Source organism: Flavobacterium sp. Arc3, from assembly GCF_041431375.1.
Classification (GTDB): domain Bacteria; phylum Bacteroidota; class Bacteroidia; order Flavobacteriales; family Flavobacteriaceae; genus Flavobacterium.
Genome location: NZ_JASMRI010000023.1, coordinates 13,401 through 34,665, shown reverse-complemented (window position 1 = coordinate 34,665; position 21,265 = coordinate 13,401). Strand labels below are relative to the sequence as shown.

Here is a 21,265-nt window from a genome sequence, read left to right as displayed (position 1 = left end):
AAGAAACATTCTTTTCCCCAATCGTATTCCTGAATGGGAACAAGTTTTACATCTGTATATTAAGTAGTAATATCTAGCGCTAAAAGAGATGTCCAAAAATCATCGACATTATCCACTTCCAAAAAAATCATAGAATTGTCTATCCAATCCTGAACGTTAGCATCTTGTAAATAAAAGGCTAATTCCTCCTTTTGAATAGTGACATCGTATTGCCTAAAATGGTTTCTTCAAAGCGTAGTTCACGATAAAAGCGGCGTGATAATTCAAAGTCTTTAGCACCAATGAAAGGACGAATTGATTTCGTTTTCATAGTTTGGTTTTACAGCGTCCCGCATATTAGCGTAAAGCTACATTTTGTGTAATTAATTGATAGGATACTGCGATGTCAAATTTTGTAAGATGGTATAAAAGAGGTGCTTCACTCATTGTTAAGTAAAGCCCTCTAATATACTGGTTTATAGTTTACTATCCTTAATCTTTTTTTCCAGTTCTGCGTCTTTTTCACTAGTACTTGTTAAAGCATAAGCAAATGCAACACCAAACAATAAGGTGATTATTCCTGCGAAATAGGGTATAAAATCAGTCATTTTTATTTCTTTTTATTAGATGTAAGTAAATGCCAAAACAAAGTATCGAGGGTACCCAAAGTCCGATGAAAATCGCATGATTTTCGTGGCCATTAAAAAATAAAATTTCAGAGTACACTAATGAAGCAAAGGCCGCAATAAATAGCAACTTATCAGTCAAGTTAAATTTATAAAACATATTTTATTAATTATTTTAGTCCTACATGTATGGCTTGTGGGATGACGCCCCGTTTTTTTTAGTGGGTTCTGGACTCCACGTTTTAAAGCGATTGCTTTAATATTAGATGATAATACCAGTTTATTTAGCCAAATGAGTTGTATGATCGAACAACTTACATACAACCTTAGTGGTAGAATAAACCGTTACACTGCTGCAACGGTTTTTAAATGAAGAAGTTAAAATTTTATTTAGGCATTACCACGGTATCGATTGCATGAATAACTCCATTTGAAGCAGCTACATCGGCAAGTATAACTGTCGCTGTTCCACCATTTGCGTCAGTCAACATCACTTTTCCGTCTTTCAAGCTTAAAACGATTGTACCTCCCTGAACAGTTGTAACACTATATTTTCCGTTATTTTTGTTTATTGCATCAATTACTGTTGCAGCGTCAAATTTTCCTGCCACAACGTGATAAGTCAATACTGCTTTCAGTTTTTCCAAATTTTCTGGTTTCAATAAATTATCTACAGTTCCGGCTGGAAGCTTTGCAAATGCAGCGTTATTTGGGGCAAAAACGGTGAAAGGCCCATCTCCGCTTAAAGTTTCAACTAATCCTGCAGCTGTTACTGCTGTTACAAGCGTTGAGAAATCTGCATTTGCAGCTGCTACACCTACGATGTTTGGAGTCTCAACAACTGCCGTTGTGTCCACTGCTACTGCTGTTGAATCAATCAATTTGGTCGATTCAGCTTCTTTTTTTTGACCACAAGAAGCAGTTATTAACCCTACTAATACAAATGCACCAATTGTTTTTACTAATTTCATAGCTAATATTTTAAGTTTAAATTAAATTAAGATATTCAAAGATAAACATTTATATGTTTTGTTTAACATTTTTAATTAATAATTAAACAAAATATAATATTGATACTTAATAGGTACTAGCGCTTGTTCTTAAATTAGCCCATTTTAGAGGTAAAATGGCTTTCAAAAACCTAGGCACAACTTGTCTCATTATTAGTAGTTTATTTATTTACTAATCCATTTTCTCAACGATTCTTAATCCTGGAAAGTCATATCTTATTCTAAAGATGGCAATTTTTAATGTTTAAGTTGGGTTTCTGTGTAGAAGCTGACGCAATGGTTAAGACGGGCATACCAAGAAAAGAAGGAAACCATGCTATTAGGTCTTCCCTAAAAAAGAAGAGGTATTCGAGCCTCTTGTATACTTTAAATTCTGATTACTATAACACAAGGAAGTATTATTGGCGACCTCTAACCGCCGTGGAGGGTTCAATAAAAGATTATTACTTCGTTTATTCACTATCGCTCGGGTACTAACTTTTGGAGTACAACTGCACCTTAGCTGTGGGTGGTTGTTTTTACTAATATGTTTTCCAATCAGGAAAAAAACAGAAAAGAACATATCCTAAATTGCTTATTTTTGTTTCAATAGAGCTTTTCAATTCTCTATAATTCGCTAGGTGTAATTCGGATATAAGAACCAGACTTTTTTTATTTTTCATCAAATACACTACTCCGTATCTTACCGTCCTAGATGTTTCAATTAAAGTTTTAAAAGTATCAAAAGTGCTTATGCTAATTTTTGTTTCAGAAAATAGAATGTTAGTATTCTTATTTCGTGGGTATTTATTTCTATCCAAAGCACGCGTTTTATAGGTTCTATAATAAACCAAAAGCATGTAAATAACATAATTGAAGAGACAAATAAAAATTTCAAATTATAATTTTCTCCACATGCTTCAACCCTCTTTTTAAATTACTGCTAACGTTGAAAAGGTACACGATTCAGAAGGGTGTGGAAACCCATCGCTTTTAGGTTAACATAGATATCGTTGCGAGACGATAATTCCACTAAAGCCTTTTACAGGAACTGTCGTCTAGTACTTTGTTACTAGCTTTTTTTATTTTTTGAAATGTCTTTCCAAATATGATTACTTACTGATTTTCCATTTGTCATTATCAAAAATCCGATTACTGTTGAAAAGAAATAATAAATCAGATAGCCCGTTTCACGGTAATTTCTAATCAGTTCCTTTTGTTTTAAAAAGTCAAATATTGAAGTAGCAAGACTTGGAAATGATTTTAAAAACCATATTGCTCCAATTATAGTTACGGTTATTGCTAAAACTGTTTGCGCAGGAAGTTCTAATTCAATTCTTTCGTCTAAGAATTTTTGATCTAGTTTTAAGATTTTAATAATCCATTCCGTTTTAAATAAAAATAGCCTCACAACCAAAACATAAATTAGTAAAGTTATAAGAGACATAAACCAGACCAAAATCAAACTATTCCAATCAATTTCACCGTCTACAAAATTTAAAGTTGACGTAAATTGAGGAATTATCCAAACACAATTTATCAAAAGCCATAATCCAATTGACTTGATAACAATTTTCCAAAACGTATTTATATGCATATGATTTCGTTATAATTTTGGTTTTTCGACAAAATTTTAAGCAACTGGAGTATAAGTCTCATAGTAAGCAGACTAAATCCAAAAGATAATATATAAATAAAAAAGTACAAGTCATCTAGTATGTTCTAGCCTCGCGTTAGGGATGGAAGCCTTTTATGGAATGCAATGAAATAAAAGATATAGCAAACAGTCAGACCGCGCTGAAACGCAGTGGAAGCGGGGATACGCCCAGAACATCATTACTTCAAAAATCGGACTTGCCTTCAAAAATCAGATTTTTGCACTACTAATTTGAGATTGTCTTTAGTTCGACAATAACTTCATTTTTACGATTAAAAACTTCAAAAGGAGGATTGTATCCTAAAAAGTAAAATCGGTTAGTGTATTTTATTCCCTCGGCGTCTAAAGCTGCCTTTAGTTTTTCTTTATACTTTTCTATTTTCTTATCATTAGCCCAACCGCCAAAGTGTATTGCAGCAACAGTTTTTGCGGGTTCTTCTATGAATTGTATCTGCGATTGGCTAGGCTGAGGAAGTGTTTCTTTTTTGAATTTCTTTGGAACTAAAAACATCATCGTCATAGAATCTTCGAGAGACATCGCTACAGGTGAGGTCATGGATATTTTTTCGTTTCTTTCATTACCGCCAAAAATATACCCTGCTAAAATGGAGAAACCTTTACTGGATGCCTCTTTGTATTCCTTTGTGGAGAGTTTGACAGAGGTAAACAAACTGGCCTCGTAGCTACGAATTTCAAATGTGTCATATTTTTTATCGACAACATAAGGATAGGTTTCAATATTTTTTTGCTCCCTCGTAACATAAATTTGTATGACAATAAAGGCTATGAGTAGTACTCCAAGTGAGATATATATTATTTTCATTGTTTTGATTTAGGTAGATAGCTAATTTTACTTTAATAGCAACATTAAGGCTTTATAGATAATTACGTTTCAGGTGCGCTTAGTATGATTTACTTTGGTTAAAGATAAGATTTTTTTGGAAGAACAAATCAAATGTTTTATACAACTTACTATAACGTTAAGTTTTCAATTATTGCCATCTAAAGGGAATCAAACAATTTGGTGAGCTCGTTTAAATAAAATTATTTTTAAGTTTATCTAATGTCTTTATAAATAAGTAACAGCGTTTCGGGAAACTTTTACCAGCTACTTTTTATAAAATTTATAAGTTGTACTCTATCGATTTCAGATAAGTCTTTCAAAATATAATTTGTCAAAACATGGGTGTAGTCTTCTATTGAAATTATTTCTATTCCTAAACTCTCGATTTGTTCAAAATCACTTTTTGATGGGACTGAAAAATAACTCCCTTCTTGAAGATTTTGTTTTTGAGTTTTAAGAAATTTATTATGTTCAATTATTTTTAAATTTTTAAGAATAAGTTCAGTTCCCAAAGGGTAGAGTTGAATAATATTCCAAAACAGTGATTTTTCAGGATTAATATCAAGCGTAGCGATTTCTATTATTTCTCCTGTATCAATTCCGCTATTCGGAATAGTATGAAGAGTACACCCTATTTTGCTTTTTTTCTCCTTAATAGCATGTAAAGTTCCCATAATTCCTCTATAGTCAGGTAAAATAGCAGAATGTAGGTTTATTAAACCGTTTTTTGGAACTTTAATTATTTCATCCTTGAAAATTTTACCAAAACGAATTGAAATAAATAAATCAGGATTAAAACCTTTCATTTCATTTATGAATTCTACAGAATTGACATTAAAGCTCTTCTCAAATGGAAAAGATTTGAAATTAGAATCAAAGAACTCGAAAGAGTGGTCAATTTTATTTTCATTTATGAATTTAGATAATTCGCCGAATACAAATCCTTTTTCATAATACTATAGTTTTAGTAAATCGGAAGGTTTGTTATTTGAATTCCCAACAGTATCAGAATAATAAATTCGAACATTATGTTTTAAAAGTTCTGATTTAAGTAGGTTATAAGCAATATTTGCTTGAAGATCCTTGTTAAGGAATAATACTATTTTCATTTATTTCTAAAGATTGTTTTTCTATTACATCTCACTTTCGTAGCGCTCTGCAAACCCAGAGTTACCTATTAAGCTAATATAAACATAAAAAAGTACAAATCGTTATCAGGAAGCCCGACCTTATCGTGAAAAGATTTCAGGGAAAAGTTCATTTCTAAAAAGCAAAGTATAAAAAAATCCGACTTGCTTTCACAAATCGGATTGTTGTAATTATGGGATGAGATTGTTAGCACATAAATACTTTCGTGCTATCTTCTAAGCTTGCTAACTCGATTTAGTTCTAATGCTCTTCATTTCCAAAAGGTTTTATAATAATTCCTAAACTAAATATGAATCCATCAGTTGGTGCGTATAGCTCTGGAAATACAGGATTTTCGTGTGTAGGTAATATAATTGGCGAAAATCTACTTTGCCTTCTGTCGGTAAAGTTTTCAAAATTAACGAAAACACTGGTAAACTTGAAATTTCGCATGAGTAATAAACCCAATGTAGCAAAATCTGTTGTCTCTGTTCCGTTTGATAACAACTGCTTTCCTGTATAAAAGGTTTCGAAGCCGATGCGCCATTTTTCTGATTCGTACATAAATACACTTCCTCCGTTGTGTTTTGCAGTTAAAGGTTTTTGTGGATTTCCTTCTAAATAATTTAATTTGGTATCAATTAGCGCATAATTTAGAAACCATACAAAATCTTTGTAGCTGAACTTGATGTTAGTTTCAGCTCCTTTGCTTAGAATTTTATCTTTTGCATTTTCATAGCTAAAAAAGCCATCGGTTGTACTGTTCAATAGCAATGCGTTATTAATTGCTGTGACGTAAAATAGTTGGTTAATGGAAAAACCTACTTCACCAAATAAGTTTGCTTTATAGTTTACATCAAAATTAGCACCGTAGGAACGCTCTGGTTTTAGTATTGATTTATCGATAGCAAGTACATCTTTGAAATTAATATATTCGGCTTCTTCAGTAAAAATATCAGGAATTTTATAGCCTAAACCACCACCAATTCTGCTCGAAAATCCACTGTTATTTTTGTATAGTAAAGATAACCTTGGAAGTGGAAAAAATCCAAAGTCAGTGTTGTAATCACCTCTTAAGCCCGTTTCTAAAATCCAATTGTCTGAAAGGTCATGAATGTTGTTGATAAACATTCCATAGCTAAGGTCGTTTTGATCGCGCTGTAGTGGAGCATTATCATTTTCATCAAAATTTGAGGAGTATATATTTGCTCCAAAAATCCATTCTGTACTTTGAGATTCTCTTTGATAGCTAACTTCGGTGAAGGTGTTGGTTTGCTTGCCATCAAAATTAAAATCAGGAACGGTAAGATTACGGTCAAAAAAAGAAATGCTGTTTTTAATATGAAAAGAACTTACTGAATCCAATTGAGTTTGATAAACTGCTTGACTGCTCAGTCTTTTTGAAATGTTTTCTTCGGTATATTGGTGAATCCCATTTTTCCCGCTTTTAATTGCTGTCATATCTCCACCGATTCTATCATCGTAAGTTCCGTTTAATCCAAACCAAAAAGTAGTTTTTTCAGATGGGTAGTAATAGAATTTAGGATTAAATGAAATGGATTTCGTTTTAGGTAAATTACTAAAGTCATCGTCTTCTGTATCGTATGCTTTTTGATAATGGCCTGAACCATATAAAGAAACACCATAACTCTCATTCCTTTTACTATAAAATATATTGGCGGTACTTCCTAACGCCTGTGTTTGCGTTAGCATAATGTCTAAATCAGCTTCGTGACCAGGTGTTTTTGATACCATGTTTACCAAACCTGCAATAGCACCGCCGCCATAAAGCGTAGAAGAGCTTCCTTTAATAATCTCAAACTGTTGCAAGTCCAAGGGTGGGATTTGCAAAATACTCAAACCACTTGAAAATCCTCCGTATAGTGGAAATCCGTCTCTTAAAAGTTGTGTGTATCGCCCATCAAGACCTTGAATCTTAATATTTGTACTTCCGCTGCTTAAGGAAGTTTGCTGCATTTGTATTCCTGTACTTTCTCGAAGTACCATCGAAATATTGGTTGGATTCATAGCCGCTTTTTCACCCAATTCTTCTCCACCAATAAATTCGATTCTTGTTGGAATTTTTCTAACGGTTCTTGTACTTCTCGAAGATTGTACCACAACCTCGTCCAGTTCTTGATCGTGGTCAGTTGTTAATTTAAAAAGTAAAGGTGTTACGCTAGGTGTAAGAATACTTGTTTTTAGGGTTTCATAGCCTAAATAAGAAATTGTAATTATGTGTTGGCCATTTGGAATTTCGGTAAAATTGGCTATTCCGTCACTATCGGTTATTGCTCCTTTTTCTAATTTTTCAAAATAAACTGTTGCTCCTAATAAGGGTTCGTTTTCGGTTGCTGTAATTACATTTATTTGCACGTCCGACGTTTGCGCTTTTAATGAAAAGCACGCTGTAATTATAAGCATTACGCTCAAGATGTATTTCTTCATTGAAGATATAAATTGATTAACTAAATTATTTTTTGACTTTATAGTCAGTTAATTAGCTAGTCAATTGTGGCGGTTGCCAAATATTAGAATCTAAATCAAATCGGTAGATTGATTGATAAGAAGAAAATACTGTTGTTGAAATTTCTGTACTTACTTCAAAATTAAAAGATATAATAGGTTCAGAAGTAATTGACATCCCACAACAGCTGCAAATGCAAGTAACAGGGCATGAATCATCGCTGTCGTTTTGATGATTGTGGTTAACACTTATTTCGTCCTGGTGTTGGTCTTCCGCATTATTGAGGTCAGAACAAGGTTTTATTGACAAAAAAAGTATTATCAGCGATAATATGATTGTTATTCCTTTCATAATTAATCGCAAAGTTACTAAATACAATGGTTATACTATTGAATTGTTTTGTTTGTTTTTTTAGCGGTGGTAGGAACCACTTTTTTGGCGATTGGTGAGGTTATGAGCTATGGAACTACTAATTTTTTTGCTTTACGAAAAGCTGAAACGAAAGGTAATTGCGTTAATACAACGTTGTCTTTTTAGGTCATTAAAAACCATTGGTTAATAAAAAAAAATCACCATCAACTTCTTATCTTTGTTAGACTACTTTATTGAAGTCTAAAAATAAAAATCATGATATTAAATAGAAAATTTATTCTAGAAGGAGCATTACAGCAAAAATTTGCAGTGGATTTTAGTTATTCTGAATCTCTGCAACAAAAAGGGGTAATCATTTTTTGTCATGGATTTAAAGGCTTTAAAGACTGGGGTTGTTGGCAGATGGTTGCCGACTATTTCGTAGAAAATGGCTTTGCTTTCTTAAAGTTTAATTTTTCGCATAACGGAATGGGGCTAGAAGACTCAGTCGAATTTACGGATCTTGATAAATTTGCCACTAATACTTTAGGAAAGGAAATGGAAGATCTCAAGAGTGTGGAGCAATTTATAGTCACCGAATTACCAGCGATTTTACCCGTAATTAACACGGATAAAATTTTTATTATCGGTCATAGTAAAGGAGGCGTTTCCGCATTATTGTATTGCACACAATATGATACTAAAATACAGAAAGTATGTACATGGGCGAGTCCGTTTGATTTTCACCGTTCTTGGAACTCAAAATTTATAGACAAGTGGAGAGCTGATGGTGTCCAATATATTAAAAATGCGAGAACCAATCAAATGATGCCTTTGGACCTTTCGGTTTTAATGGATTTGGAAACCAATAAAGAAAAGTACAGTTTGATAAATGCAGGTCAAAGCCTCCAGATCCCGTATCTCATTATTCAAGGAACAGATGACCAAGCGGTTAAAATGGAAGAATTCAATTTGCTAAAGAAACATTTTAGTAAAGCAAAAAGTCATGTTATTGCAGAGGCAAATCATGTTTTTGGAGGCTCACATCCTTGTTTAGGATCAGATTTACCCGAACAGACTAAAGAATTGGTTAGTGTTACTAAGGATTTTTTCTTGTAGTTGCATATGGATAAATGATATAGCTAGTATAGCGCAATTTAACGAATTTAGATTTTACTTACTGATGATTAAAAAAATGCATTCCCGCATAGAGTAACTTCACCATCGTAAAAGAGATTATAACGCATAGCCAGACCTAGCTGCAACGGAGTGTTGGTGATATGCCCAATAGAACCAGACATAAAAAAATCCGATTGGCGTACACCAATCGGATTTCTATATTTAAGAGGAGTGTTTTTTTACTCCATAACTTTAAATTTTAACCTACAAATGGATCACTTCTCCATATGCGTCAGCAACGGCTTCCATCACTGCTTCACTCATTGTAGGGTGAGGGTGAATTGATTTTAGGATTTCATGTCCTGTAGTTTCAAGTTTACGTGCTACAACTGCCTCAGCAATCATATCAGTAACCCCAGCACCTATCATGTGACATCCTAACCATTCGCCATATTTAGCATCAAAAATCACTTTCACAAATCCGTCTGGTGTTCCAGAAGCTTTTGCTTTTCCTGATGCTGAGAAAGGGAATTTACCAATTTTCAATTCGTATCCTTTTTCTTTAGCTTGTTTTTCAGTTAAACCTACAGAAGCAATTTCAGGAGTAGCATAAGTACAACCCGGTACGTTTCCGTAATCGATAGGCTCTACATGCATTCCTGCAATTTTTTCCACACAGTTGATTCCTTCAGCAGAAGCTACGTGAGCTAATGCTTGTCCAGGTGTAACATCACCAATGGCGTAGTATCCAGGAATGTTAGTTGCATTGTATGCGTTTACAAGAATTTTATCTCTGTCAGTAGCAATTCCTACTTCTTCCAGTCCGATGTTTTCAATGTTGGTTTTAATTCCAACAGCTGAAAGTAAAATGTCTGCTTCAAGGATTACTTCTCCTTTGGCAGTTTTTACAAATGCTTTTACACCTTCTCCTGTAGTATCAATTTTCTCAACAGAAGAGTTGGTCATGATTTTTACTCCAGCTTTTTTCATTGAACGTTCCATTTGTTTTGAGATGTCTTCATCTTCAACAGGAACAATATTAGGCATGAATTCAACAATAGTTACATCAGTACCCATTGAATTGTAAAAATGTGCAAATTCTACTCCAATTGCTCCAGAACCAACTATAATCATCGATTTTGGTTGGGTAGTTAAAGTCATTGCTTGACGGTAACCTATCACTTTTACGCCATCTTGTGGCAAGCTTGGCAACTCACGAGAGCGAGCTCCGGTAGCAATGATAATATGATCTGCGCTATATTCTGTAACTTTATTGTCTTTATCAGTAACATCAACTTTTTTACCTGGTTTTAGTTTTCCAAAACCATTAATTACGTCGATTTTATTTTTTTTCATCAAGAATTGAACTCCTTTGCTCATGTCTGAAGCAACAGTTCTACTGCGTTGTACTACGGCAGGGAAATCTTTGTCAAATGATGAAACTGTCAATCCATAATCAGAAGCATGTTTTAGATAATCAAAAACCTGAGCTGATTTTAGTAATGCTTTGGTTGGGATACAACCCCAGTTCAAACAAACACCACCTAAGCTTTCTTTTTCAATTACGGCTACTTTAAAGCCTAATTGCGATGCTCTAATGGCAGTAACATATCCGCCTGGCCCACTTCCTAAAACAATGATATCGTATTTCATTTTACAAGTTTTTCTAAATTAATTGATTTGGCGAATTTAAGGATTTATTCTGTTTTTGGAAACATTAGGAGTAACAAAGTTTTAAAGATTGAAAAAGAGAGGTTTAGTAGTGGGTTTGAAGGAAGGGTAGTGGGGTAAAAGAGGGGGTGAAGCTGCGTAAAAATGATGAATTTAGCTTTAATGACGTTAGAAAACATAAAAACCTAGAAGTCATATAAGTTTTAGAAATTTTCCTTCCTAATCAATATAGGAATAATAATAACGGCCTATGTGTTAAAAAGATTGGTTTCATCCACGATATATGTGGTTAGATTTTCTTTGTAAAAACACAGAGAAACATAGATGGCTTATATCGTTTTAAAGTCATCTCATTCTTCATGTCATTAAATAGCAACCTTATTTAAACGCAAAAGTTGCTTAATCAATAAAGAGATAAAGTCTCTTTCTGTTTGAAATTATAAAAGTTCGACGGAAGGGGTGAAGCATAGTTTATTCTCAATATTTAGAGAAGACAAAAATGGAGCCTTTGCGACATCTTTGTGTTCTTCGCGGTTAATAAAATTAATTAGCAACAGAGAATTGAGAATCATATAGGTTCTTATAGTAACCGTTTTCTTTATTGATTAATTCGTGATGCGTTCCTTGTTCTACAATCAATCCTTTGTCCATGACCACAATTTTATCAGCATTGATAATCGTTGCCAGTCTGTGGGCAATCACAATCGAAGTTCTTCCAGTTGTAATGGTTTCGGTAGCACGTTGAATCAATTCTTCAGAATAGGTATCAATCGAAGAAGTCGCTTCATCCAGAATAAGAATACTTGGGTTACTCACATAAGCTCTTAAGAAAGCAATCAATTGACGTTGTCCAGAAGACAACATCACACCGCGTTCTTTTACATCAAAGTTATAATTGTCAGGCAAACTCATGATAAAGTCATGCACACCGATTTCTTTGGCCGCAGCCAAAACATCTTCTCTTGTAATTTCAGGATTGTTCAACGTTATGTTGTTGAAAATAGTGTCAGCAAATAGGAATACATCTTGCAGTACTACCGCAATTTGCTTACGCAGTGAACCTAAAGTGTAGTTTTCAATATTTTCATTATCGATGCAAATGGTACCGCTGTTGATTTCATAAAAACGATTTAACAAATTGATAATAGTCGATTTTCCAGCACCTGTAGAGCCTACAATAGCAACTGTTTCTCCCGCTTTGACATTTAAATCAATTCCCTTTATTACCTCTTCATCAGGGATGTAGCTGAAATGAACGTCTTTGAAATAAATGTTTCCAAGGAAAACTGGTGCTTCAACAGTTCCTGTATCCTGAATTTGATCCTCGGTATCGATAATGGCAAAAACACGATTGGCAGCAATCATTCCCAGTTGCATCTCATTGAATTTATCAGCAATCTGGCGCAAAGGGTTAAATAACATGCCAATAAACATCGTGTACGAAAATAAATCTCCAAAAGTGGTGAAATTATCACCGTTTAGAATCTTGATTCCACCGTAAAATATAATAAAACCAAGGGTTAACGACGAAATAATATCGGCAATTGGAAAGAAAATGGAGTTATAAAGGATTGTTTTTATCCACGCTTTTTTGTGTTTGTCATTGATTTCTTTAAATTTGTCTGCTTCAATTTCTTCCCTGTTGAACAGTTGTACAATCTTCATTCCCGTCACACGTTCCTGTACGAAGGAATTCATGTTTGAAATTTGGTTTCGCACATCCTCAAAAGCCACTTGCATCTTGCGTTGAAATATTCTAGTGATAAATACTAAAACAGGCATCGCAACAATCACAATCCAAGTTAGTTTCCAGTTCATGTAGAACATAAAAATCAGAACGACTACCATTTTCATTAAGTCACTGATAATCATAAATAATCCCTGACTAAAAATTCGTGCAATTGATTCAATATCAGATACAGATCGAGTTACCAGTTGACCTACTGGTACCAAATCAAAGTATTTCATTCTGAAACTTAATATGTGTTTGAATAATTTAATTCGAATGTCTTTAACGATATCCTGACCTAGCCAGTTTGCCCAAAAAACAAAGTAAAATTGGGAGAAAACTTCGCATAATAACACAATACCCATCAAGGTAATGTAGTATAATAGACCTTTGGCATCCTCGGTTTGAATGTATCCATCTACGGTTTGTTTCAGTAAATACGGGCGTAAGGCAGCAAATACTGATAAGGAAATGGCAAACACAATTACGCCGTTAAAACGCCATTGATACGGTTTGGTATATTGTAATATTCTTTTGAATAATCGGGTGTCGAATGCTTTTGCTTTCATTTTTTTTAAGCTGAATTTATTTCAGTTTTTATTTGAAGCTATTCCTGCTATTCATTTCAATCTTAATGTTTTTAAAGAAAAAACATTAAGGATTTTCATTGCTATCAGGGCTAGCGTATTTAGTGTTCCTAATTTACAAATGGTTTTTCAACTCCATTTATATTATAAATAATCGTATTCTATTTCAGTCAGATACAAACCATGTGCCGGTACTGAAAACCCAGCTTTTTCTCTATTTTTATTTAGTATGATGGTATTAAAATCATCAATTGTAATCTTATGCAACCCAACATTTACAAGTGTTCCCACAATGGAACGAACCATATTTCTCAAAAAACGATTGGCCGAAATCGTAAATACAAGTTGGTTCTTATTTTGTTTCCAGTTAGCTTCAAAAATCGTGCAATCAAAGGTGTTTACGTCTGTGTTTACCTTCGAAAAACATTGAAAATCGATGTGATTAAACAATATTTCTGCTGCTTTATTCATCAACTCAACATCTAATTTATGGTGAAAGTACCAACTTTGCTCTTGCAAGAATGGATCCTTAAAAGTGTTAATATGGTATTCATAGGTTCTCTTTAAGGCATCAAAACGAGCATGGGCTTCATCTGTAACTGCAATAATATCATAAACTGCGATATCTTTTGGTAAAAAAGAATTGAGTTTATGGACTAAACTCGGAATATCAAAAGAGGTTTCAAAATCAAAATGAGCATACATTTCCTTTGCATGGACTCCGGTATCTGTCCGTCCAGCTCCCATAATACTGATTTCTGAGTTGAGTATAGTAGAAACTGCCTTGTTCAGTGTTTCTTGAACTGACGAGGCGTTCGGTTGGTATTGCCAGCCGTGGTAAAGAGTTCCGTTATATGCTAATTTTATAAAATACCTCATTTGATCTTTCAGATTTCCCTACTGTACTTCAGAATCATATTGCGCCGAAGGAAATCGTGTTTACATATTTAAAGAAGCAAAGATACTTATTTAATTTTTTTCAAGTAGAGGCAAAGTCAGAATGTTTTTGAGTTGAAACTTATTTTTTATTTGGAATAGGAATGTCTAATTTTACTGGAATTTCTAGCCCAGATAGAAGCGTTATCCTTTTTATTTTTTTTCTTTCAAAAAATAAAAAGATAGTAGCGGATAGCTGGATTAGCTCCAGAAAAATAAATTTCGAATTCCACAAACACCTGTAAAAAACATAAAATTTTGAGTAAAAAAATTCTTTTGCTTTCTGATACACACAGTCACATTGACGAAACGATATTGAAATATGTTGCTCAGGCTGACGAAGTTTGGCATGCCGGAGATATTGGGGATTTAGTTGTAACGGATACGTTGAAAAAACTAAAGCCGTTGCGGGCGGTTTATGGAAATATTGATGATGCGAAAGCACGTTTGGAATTTCCGCTGCACAATCGTTTTATGTGTGAAGGGGTAGATGTTTGGATCACACATATTGGTGGTTACCCGGGAAAATATAATCCTGCTATTAAAACGGAGATGGTAGCTAATCCTCCTAAATTATTTATTTGTGGGCATTCACACATTCTGAAGGTTATGTTTGACAAGAAAAACAATTTGCTGCATATGAATCCAGGTGCTTGTGGGAAAAGTGGGTTTCATCAAGTACGCACCATGCTACGTTTTGTGATTGAGGGGGATAAAATAAAAGACTTGGAAATTATTGAAATTGAAAAGAGGGTATAACTATAAAGTATGTAAAATAGGTACTTTTATATGTATCGACGTTTCAGCGTTTAGCGTGGACTCTACAACTACTTCGCCTTTCATATTGTTTATTCTGGCATGAATTTGATTTAGTCCAAAACCTTGAATGGTATTGTATTCATTGGTGTCAAAGCCTTTTCCATTGTCCCATACATGGATTATTAGTGTGTTATTTATTTCTTGTAAGTTTAGTGTTGCGTTGTTTGCACCACTGTGTTTATTGATATTATTGAGTAGCTCCGTAATTATAAAGTACATTTTCATTTCAAATTCATCATTGTAACGTGTCTTTTCATCTATAGTACTAGAATATTCAAACTGAATATTGGAATTTGAGTTTTTCTCGCACAAATCATTAAGTGCATAGAACAATCCGAAACGCGCTAATAATGAAGGCAAAAGTTCATGTGATAAATCGCGTACCTTATCATGAGCTTCTTTTAAAATGGCTTTCGTTTTTACTATTTCTTCTGACTCGATATTGTTTTTAGAAGTAAATACGCTTAAATGTAAGCCAGCCGATGAAAGCAAAGCACTTATGTTGTCATGCAGAAAATTGGCTATTTTTTTTCGTTCTAGTTCTTGACCGTTGATGGATGCGGTGATCATGTTTTCCTGAATTTGACTCTGGATGTCGTTGAGTTTATTTTTTTGTTTCAGTTTTGTGTTTTGAAAGAAAAAGTAGAAAAGAATAATTGCAAATAGCAGTATAGAGATAATTATAATGCTTATTTGTTTGTTTTTGGTCTGTTTTTCTATCAGATACTCTTGCTTCGTTTTGTATTTTATTTCGATATTATCGATCTCTCTTTTATACTCATCTAATTCGAGATTTATTCCTGCAACATTGATTTTTTTTAGCTTCTCTTCATAATTTAGGGAAGCCGTGATTGTATTGTAAGATGCTAGATTCTGATATGCTTTTTCAAAGTCACCATTTTTTAATAAAAACTTAGAATATTCTTGATGTGCAAATGATAAGTCTGATTTTTCATTCCCTTCATTGCCTAGTAGAAGAGCTTTTTCAAAGAATGTAGTTGCTTTTTTAGTTTCGTTTTTGTAACCATAATACATTCCATTCAGCATGTTTAAGGCTACAATTGTTGATTCGTCACCAAATTTTGAATGGTATTTATTAATCAACTTTAGATGTGATTCCCCTGAGTTAAAATCTCCAATATCAAAATAGGCCCACGTAATATTCAGGTTTGTAAAAACTATTTGGACTGAATCGCCAATTTTTCCGCTATAATCAAGTGACTTTTTATAATAATAGATGCCTTTTTTGTATTCTTTTTTATCAAAACAATAGATGTTTCCTAAGTTGTTGTAAAGCCAATTTTTTAATTCACTGTTATTAGTTTTGTCTGCATAGACGAGTCCTTTTTGGTAATAGAAAAAAGCTTTGTCATATTCACTCAGTTCATCAAAATTTGCTGCAATAGTATTATAAGAAGTGGCAATACTATTATCGTCTTTAATAATGATGGCAAATTTTAAAGCTTTTCTTGATTTTATTAAAGATCTTTCAAATTTCCCAGCGTGCATCAGCGTGGTAGCTTCATTTGTTAGCGCTGTAATTTCTTCTATTGATGGAATTTTTTTTTGAGAAAATAAAGGAGAACAAGAAAGACATAAAAGTGATAACAAAAACAATAATCGGATTTTTAACATAGATAGAAGGGTAGTATTTTGTATGTCCTATTCATTGTTAAAAGTGAATGAGGAGGAACGATTTATTATTGTGTAGGGTTTTTTTTTTAGACCGATCTATCATTTAATCAATTTGTTTTTAATAGCAAATTTGACCAAGCTGATGGTGTTTTTTGCTTTTAGCTTCTTCATTATGTTTTTACGGTGAGTTTCAACGGTGTTAGTGCTAATAAATAATTTTTCACTAATCTCCTTCCCACTATGCTCTAGAGCAATCAAAGTGATGATTTCAACTTCTCTTCCAGTCAAGACGGAATCTGCTACTGGATTTTGCTTATTTAATTTTGAATTGTCTTTGGTTGCTGAGTTAAATATTTTCTCTCTCACAGTATTGCAGAAATATTCTTCTCCATTTATAACTGCTTGTATCGCTTCTACGATATTTTCTCCAGCACATTGTTTGGTTAAATAACCGCTTACTCCTAATTTCATGAGTTCTTGGATAATCTTTAAGTCGTCATAACTAGATAGGATAATCACTTTACAAGGATATCCTTTTTTAGAAAACTCTTTAATTACCTGTATGCCGTCTTTTTTTGGCATGCTAATGTCAAGAATAAGAATGTCAGCTTTATTGTTTGTTAAATCATCATATAGCATGCTGCCATCCAGAGAAAAGCCGATTACTTCAAAATTAGAAATCGTATTTAATAGTGTACGCATACCGTCTATTAGTACTTGATGATCATCTGCAAGGTGTATTCGTATCTTATTTGTCATATTATATAGAGATGGATCAAAAATATGAAAAAAAACGACAATAATATGTTTAAAAAGTTTTATTTGTTGCGTTATTCTCATTAATAAGCACAAAAAAACCCGAAAATTAATTCGGGTTTTCTTCGCACTAATAAACTAATGTTATGGGTTTATCTCAATCTATCCACAGATTTTACAAGATCTTCATCCTTCTTGATGGCCTTATTAGCTAATACTAATAATACGATAGCGACAATAGGTAGAAACATCCCAATACCTTTCTCAGAAACAAGAACTGATTCTCCAGATATGTTTAGTGAACGATATACAAATAATCCCAATAAAATTAAATTTAAAATTATATTCAATCTGCCAATTACAAATTGATTTTGTCTTTTTTTATAGGAAACAACACTCACTATTGAAAGTGTCGTGGTTAAACCCAAAAGTATAACATAAATCTGATTTTGCACAAAAAAATATTCCCTTCCATCATTCATTGTCCATAGTGGAAATAAAAAAGGCAATATTCCTGTCACGACAAAAGCAAGAAATAAATATATCGTTTGAATTCTTTGTATCATTTTTTTTAATTTGTTGTACAAAAATATATTTTCTTTTTTTAAAATACTATTGTATCATTAAATTTTATTCGTATTATTGCATAACAGTACCGTAAGCACTTCATACTGCGGTCAGTTCAAGATAAATAATTACTACCTATCTTTTTAGTATTATCCAAATTAATTAAACTAATAGAACATTCATGTTTGATATTTCTGCATTAAAAGAAATGAAGCTTTCTGAGCTTCAAGCTATAGCTAAAGCAGCTAAAACCATAAAGTTTAACGGTGTTAAAAAAGAGACCCTGATAGGTCACATTTTAGAACATCAAACGACTAAAGTTGAGCCAACTTTAGATTTAAAATCAGAATCCATTGCGGAGGACGATAAGCCTAAAAGAGCGCGTATCGTTCCTGTTAAAAAAGTGGCCATTCAAAAAGCAAAAATAACTCCTACTACTAAAGAAGATGCTACAGTCGATACAGATCTTCAGGCGACTATAGATGTTCCTGCAGAAGTACTTTCTCAAGTAGAAGCTGTTAATGAAGCTGAGTCAGTAAAAGAATCTTCAGTGCCAGAAAAAAAAGTAGGTAAGATTATTAAGTTTAATAAATCAGCATACGAAAAGAAAGTTGCTTTAAAAAAGGATAAAGAAGAGGCAAAAGAATTAAATAAAGAAACGGAAGAGGTTGTCGCTACTGAACCTACTGAAGTTCCAGAAGTTGCTGCTCCTGCAAAAAAAGTAAATCCAAATCAATTAAATAAACAAAATCAAAACCCGAATTTTAAAAGTAAGAAAAGTAACTTTAGAGATTCTGATTTTGAATTTGATGGAATAATAGAAAGTGAAGGTGTTCTTGAAATGATGCCTGATGGCTATGGTTTCTTGCGCTCTTCAGATTATAATTACCTCGCTTCACCAGATGATATTTATTTATCAACTTCTCAAATCAGACTATTCGGACTTAAAACCGGAGATACTGTAAAAGGTGTGGTGCGTCCTCCTAAAGAAGGCGAGAAGTTCTTCCCTTTAGTAAAAGTGTTAAAAATAAACGGACATGACCCGCAGGTTGTTCGTGATAGAGTTTCATTCGAACATTTAACACCTGTTTTTCCTTCAGAAAAATTTAATTTAGCGGCGAGACAAAGTACAATTTCAACTCGAATTATTGATTTGTTTTCTCCTATAGGAAAAGGACAGCGTGGTATGATTGTCGCTCAGCCAAAAACGGGTAAAACCATGTTGCTGAAAGAAATTGCAAACGCAATTGCTGCTAACCATCCTGAAGTTTATCTTATTGTTTTATTGATTGACGAACGTCCAGAAGAGGTTACAGATATGCAACGTAGTGTGCGTGGTGAAGTGATTGCTTCTACTTTTGACAGAGAGCCTCAAGAACACGTTAAAATTGCTAATATCGTGCTTGAAAAGGCAAAGCGATTAGTAGAATGTGGGCATGATGTAGTGATTCTTCTAGATTCTATTACGAGATTGGCTAGAGCATATAATACGGTTCAACCGGCATCAGGTAAAGTATTGAGTGGGGGAGTAGATGCTAATGCGCTACAAAAACCAAAACGCTTCTTTGGAGCTGCTCGTAATGTGGAAAATGGTGGGTCTTTGAGTATTATTGCAACTGCATTGACGGAAACTGGATCTAAAATGGATGAAGTGATCTTTGAAGAATTCAAAGGTACTGGTAATATGGAATTACAATTGGATAGAAAAATTGCTAATAAACGTATTTTCCCTGCAATTGACTTGACATCTTCTAGTACAAGACGTGATGATTTATTATTAGATCAAAAAACATTACAAAGAATGTGGATCATGAGAAAATACCTATCAGATATGAATCCTGTCGAAGCCATGAGTTTTATAAACGATCGTTTTAGACAAACTAAAAATAATGAAGAGTTTTTAATCTCTATGAACGATTAAGGCAGAGAATAGAATTAAGAAAATAGATTAGTTTATTTTTCAAACATAAAATCCACTAAATAGTAATTTACTATTTAGTGGATTTTTATTTTAGATAATTATTCTGTTAATAAAAAAATGCCTTCGTAGTGAAGGCATTTTTTGTCGTATTAAGGCGGAAGTAAATGTTATTCTTTTACTTCTTCCTTTATTTCTTTAGTATCTTTTTTTGCTTCTTTAGCTTCTTTTGGTTTTACTGCTTCTTCTTTTCTTTCTAGAAGCGCCATATAAAATCCATCAAAACCAGACTCAGCAGCTAGAATTTTTTGATCTTTAATAAAGTTAAATTCTTTTCCGATATCTGTTGTTAAAAAACGAGCAACTTGCTCTTGATTTTCAGAAGGTAATATAGAACAAGTAGCATAAACTAATTTTCCACCTGGTTTTACAATTTTAGAATAACTTTCTAAAACTTCTGCTTGTATTTTGCGAATATTATCGATAAACTCAGGCTGCAATTTCCATTTAGCATCAGGGTTTCTTTTAAGAACTCCTAAACCACTACATGGCGCATCAATAAGAACGCGATCTGCTTTCTGATGCAATTTCTTGATCACTTTTGTAGTATCAATAATGCGGTATTCAATGTTGAATGCTCCGTCTCTTTTAGCTCTTATTTTTAATTGCTTTAATTTACTTTCGTATAAATCCATAGCAATTAACTGCCCTTTGTTTTCCATCAAAGCTGCAATATGCAATGTTTTACCACCTGCACCTGCACAAGTATCCACTACGCGCATTCCTGGCTTAACATCAAGAAAAGCAGCAACTAGTTGTGAATTGGCATCTTGAACTTCAAAAAAGCCTTGTTTAAAAGCATCAGTCATAAAGACATTAGCTCTTTCTTTTAAAACTAAAGCATCGGGCTGATTTTTTAAATAATCTGTTTCGATGTTTAAATCCATAAGGATCGCTCTTAAAACCTCTTTGGTAGTTTTAAGTGTGTTTACTCTAAGAACTACTTTTGCGGGTTGGTTTTGAGCAGTTATTTCTGTAGCCCATACCTTTTCTCCTAATTCTTTTACGCCCATCTCATCCATCCAGTCTGGAATAGATTCTTTTAATGCTCTTACTTTTGATAATTCATCAAAGCGTCCTTTTATTTTTCTTTCCGGAGTTCCCTCTAATTGGCGCCAGTCTGGAATAGGATAGCCTCTTAAAACCGCCCATACCGCAAACATTCTCCAAATATTATCTCTATCGAAAGGTGCCTTTACCTCTGCAATTTCAGCATATAATCTTTTCCATCGTACTACTTCGTAGATGGTTTCGGCAACAAATTTTCTATCAGAGCTTCCCCAACGTTTGTCTTTCTTTAAGGCTCTTGCAACCACTTTATCTGCATATTCCCCTTCGTTAAATATTGCATTTAGGGAATCAATGGTGGTATAAACTAAATTTCTGTGTAATCTCATTTTAAATAATTGAGGTGCAAAGGTACTATT

The 21,265-nt window shown here is 33.4% G+C and carries 17 protein-coding genes; 3 read left to right on the top strand and 14 right to left on the bottom strand.

Features of this window, described 5'->3' with window-relative positions; all coding sequences use genetic code 11:
• Window positions 1-455: 455 nt before the first annotated feature.
• The 7 genes from QO200_RS15330 to QO200_RS15300 all read right to left on the bottom strand — a co-directional run bounded on the left by QO200_RS15330 (window position 456) and on the right by QO200_RS15300 (window position 8,041).
• Window positions 456-587, bottom strand: coding sequence for a hypothetical protein (locus QO200_RS15330; protein ID WP_262488538.1), 132 nt, complete (start codon window positions 585-587; stop codon window positions 456-458).
• A 404-nt stretch (window positions 588-991) separates the two neighbouring features.
• A complete protein-coding gene (locus QO200_RS15325) occupies window positions 992-1,576 on the bottom strand; it encodes a fasciclin domain-containing protein (RefSeq protein WP_371541671.1) in 585 nt (194 codons plus the stop codon).
• A 1,090-nt stretch (window positions 1,577-2,666) separates the two neighbouring features.
• Window positions 2,667-3,191 carry a hypothetical protein gene (locus QO200_RS15320; RefSeq protein ID WP_371541668.1) on the bottom strand — a complete coding sequence of 175 codons (525 nt, stop codon included), beginning with the start codon at window positions 3,189-3,191 and terminating at the stop codon, window positions 2,667-2,669.
• Between the two features lie 286 nt (window positions 3,192-3,477).
• Window positions 3,478-4,074: a heme-binding protein gene (locus tag QO200_RS15315; RefSeq protein WP_371541665.1), complete on the bottom strand. Its 597-nt coding sequence runs from the start codon at window positions 4,072-4,074 to the stop codon at window positions 3,478-3,480.
• Between the two features lie 278 nt (window positions 4,075-4,352).
• Window positions 4,353-4,994: a formyltransferase family protein gene (locus tag QO200_RS15310; protein ID WP_371541762.1), complete on the bottom strand. Its 642-nt coding sequence runs from the start codon at window positions 4,992-4,994 to the stop codon at window positions 4,353-4,355.
• Between the two features lie 490 nt (window positions 4,995-5,484).
• Window positions 5,485-7,671, bottom strand: a complete 2,187-nt coding sequence (locus QO200_RS15305; protein WP_371541662.1) for a TonB-dependent receptor plug domain-containing protein — start codon at window positions 7,669-7,671, stop codon at window positions 5,485-5,487.
• Window positions 7,672-7,723: 52 nt separating this feature from the next.
• Window positions 7,724-8,041: a DUF6660 family protein gene (locus tag QO200_RS15300; protein WP_371541659.1), complete on the bottom strand. Its 318-nt coding sequence runs from the start codon at window positions 8,039-8,041 to the stop codon at window positions 7,724-7,726.
• A 276-nt stretch (window positions 8,042-8,317) separates the two neighbouring features.
• Between QO200_RS15300 and QO200_RS15295 the strand changes: the two genes are divergently transcribed.
• On the top strand, window positions 8,318-9,160 hold the full coding sequence (locus QO200_RS15295) for an alpha/beta hydrolase family protein (RefSeq protein WP_371541656.1): 843 nt from the start codon (window positions 8,318-8,320) through the stop codon (window positions 9,158-9,160).
• 264 nt (window positions 9,161-9,424) lie between these two features.
• Here the strand turns inward: QO200_RS15295 and lpdA are convergent, their stop codons facing one another.
• The 3 genes from lpdA to truA form a co-directional block, all read right to left on the bottom strand.
• Window positions 9,425-10,813 carry a dihydrolipoyl dehydrogenase gene (lpdA, locus tag QO200_RS15290; RefSeq protein WP_371541654.1) on the bottom strand — a complete coding sequence of 463 codons (1,389 nt, stop codon included), beginning with the start codon at window positions 10,811-10,813 and terminating at the stop codon, window positions 9,425-9,427.
• 561 nt (window positions 10,814-11,374) lie between these two features.
• Entirely contained in the window at window positions 11,375-13,129 is a 1,755-nt protein-coding gene (locus QO200_RS15285; RefSeq protein ID WP_371541651.1) for an ABC transporter ATP-binding protein, read from the bottom strand.
• A gap of 162 nt (window positions 13,130-13,291) precedes the next feature.
• Window positions 13,292-14,026: a tRNA pseudouridine(38-40) synthase TruA gene (gene truA, locus QO200_RS15280; RefSeq protein WP_371541648.1), complete on the bottom strand. Its 735-nt coding sequence runs from the start codon at window positions 14,024-14,026 to the stop codon at window positions 13,292-13,294.
• Window positions 14,027-14,359: 333 nt separating this feature from the next.
• On the opposite strand from truA, the gene QO200_RS15275 reads away from it, so the two are divergent.
• The gene (locus tag QO200_RS15275) at window positions 14,360-14,842 is read left to right on the top strand and encodes a metallophosphoesterase (protein WP_371541645.1); all 483 of its coding nucleotides are present in this window, start codon (window positions 14,360-14,362) and stop codon (window positions 14,840-14,842) included.
• Here QO200_RS15275 and QO200_RS15270 read toward each other — a convergent pair whose 3' ends face one another.
• From QO200_RS15270 to QO200_RS15260, 3 genes are all read right to left on the bottom strand, one after another.
• Entirely contained in the window at window positions 14,843-16,537 is a 1,695-nt protein-coding gene (locus QO200_RS15270) for a sensor histidine kinase (protein WP_371541642.1), read from the bottom strand.
• 99 nt (window positions 16,538-16,636) lie between these two features.
• Window positions 16,637-17,296 (bottom strand): response regulator, encoded by a 660-nt coding sequence (locus QO200_RS15265; protein WP_371541640.1) that lies wholly within the window; start codon window positions 17,294-17,296, stop codon window positions 16,637-16,639.
• 149 nt (window positions 17,297-17,445) lie between these two features.
• Complete coding sequence (locus QO200_RS15260) at window positions 17,446-17,859, bottom strand: DUF4293 domain-containing protein (RefSeq protein WP_371541637.1); 414 nt, start codon at window positions 17,857-17,859, stop codon at window positions 17,446-17,448.
• 182 nt (window positions 17,860-18,041) lie between these two features.
• Here QO200_RS15260 and rho point away from each other — a divergent pair, with 182 nt between their 5' ends.
• Window positions 18,042-19,781 (top strand): transcription termination factor Rho, encoded by a 1,740-nt coding sequence (rho, locus tag QO200_RS15255; RefSeq protein ID WP_371541634.1) that lies wholly within the window; start codon window positions 18,042-18,044, stop codon window positions 19,779-19,781.
• 167 nt (window positions 19,782-19,948) lie between these two features.
• On the opposite strand, the gene QO200_RS15250 is transcribed toward rho, so the two are convergent.
• Window positions 19,949-21,235: an RsmB/NOP family class I SAM-dependent RNA methyltransferase gene (locus QO200_RS15250; protein ID WP_371541632.1), complete on the bottom strand. Its 1,287-nt coding sequence runs from the start codon at window positions 21,233-21,235 to the stop codon at window positions 19,949-19,951.
• Between the last annotated feature and the right edge of the window lie 30 nt (window positions 21,236-21,265).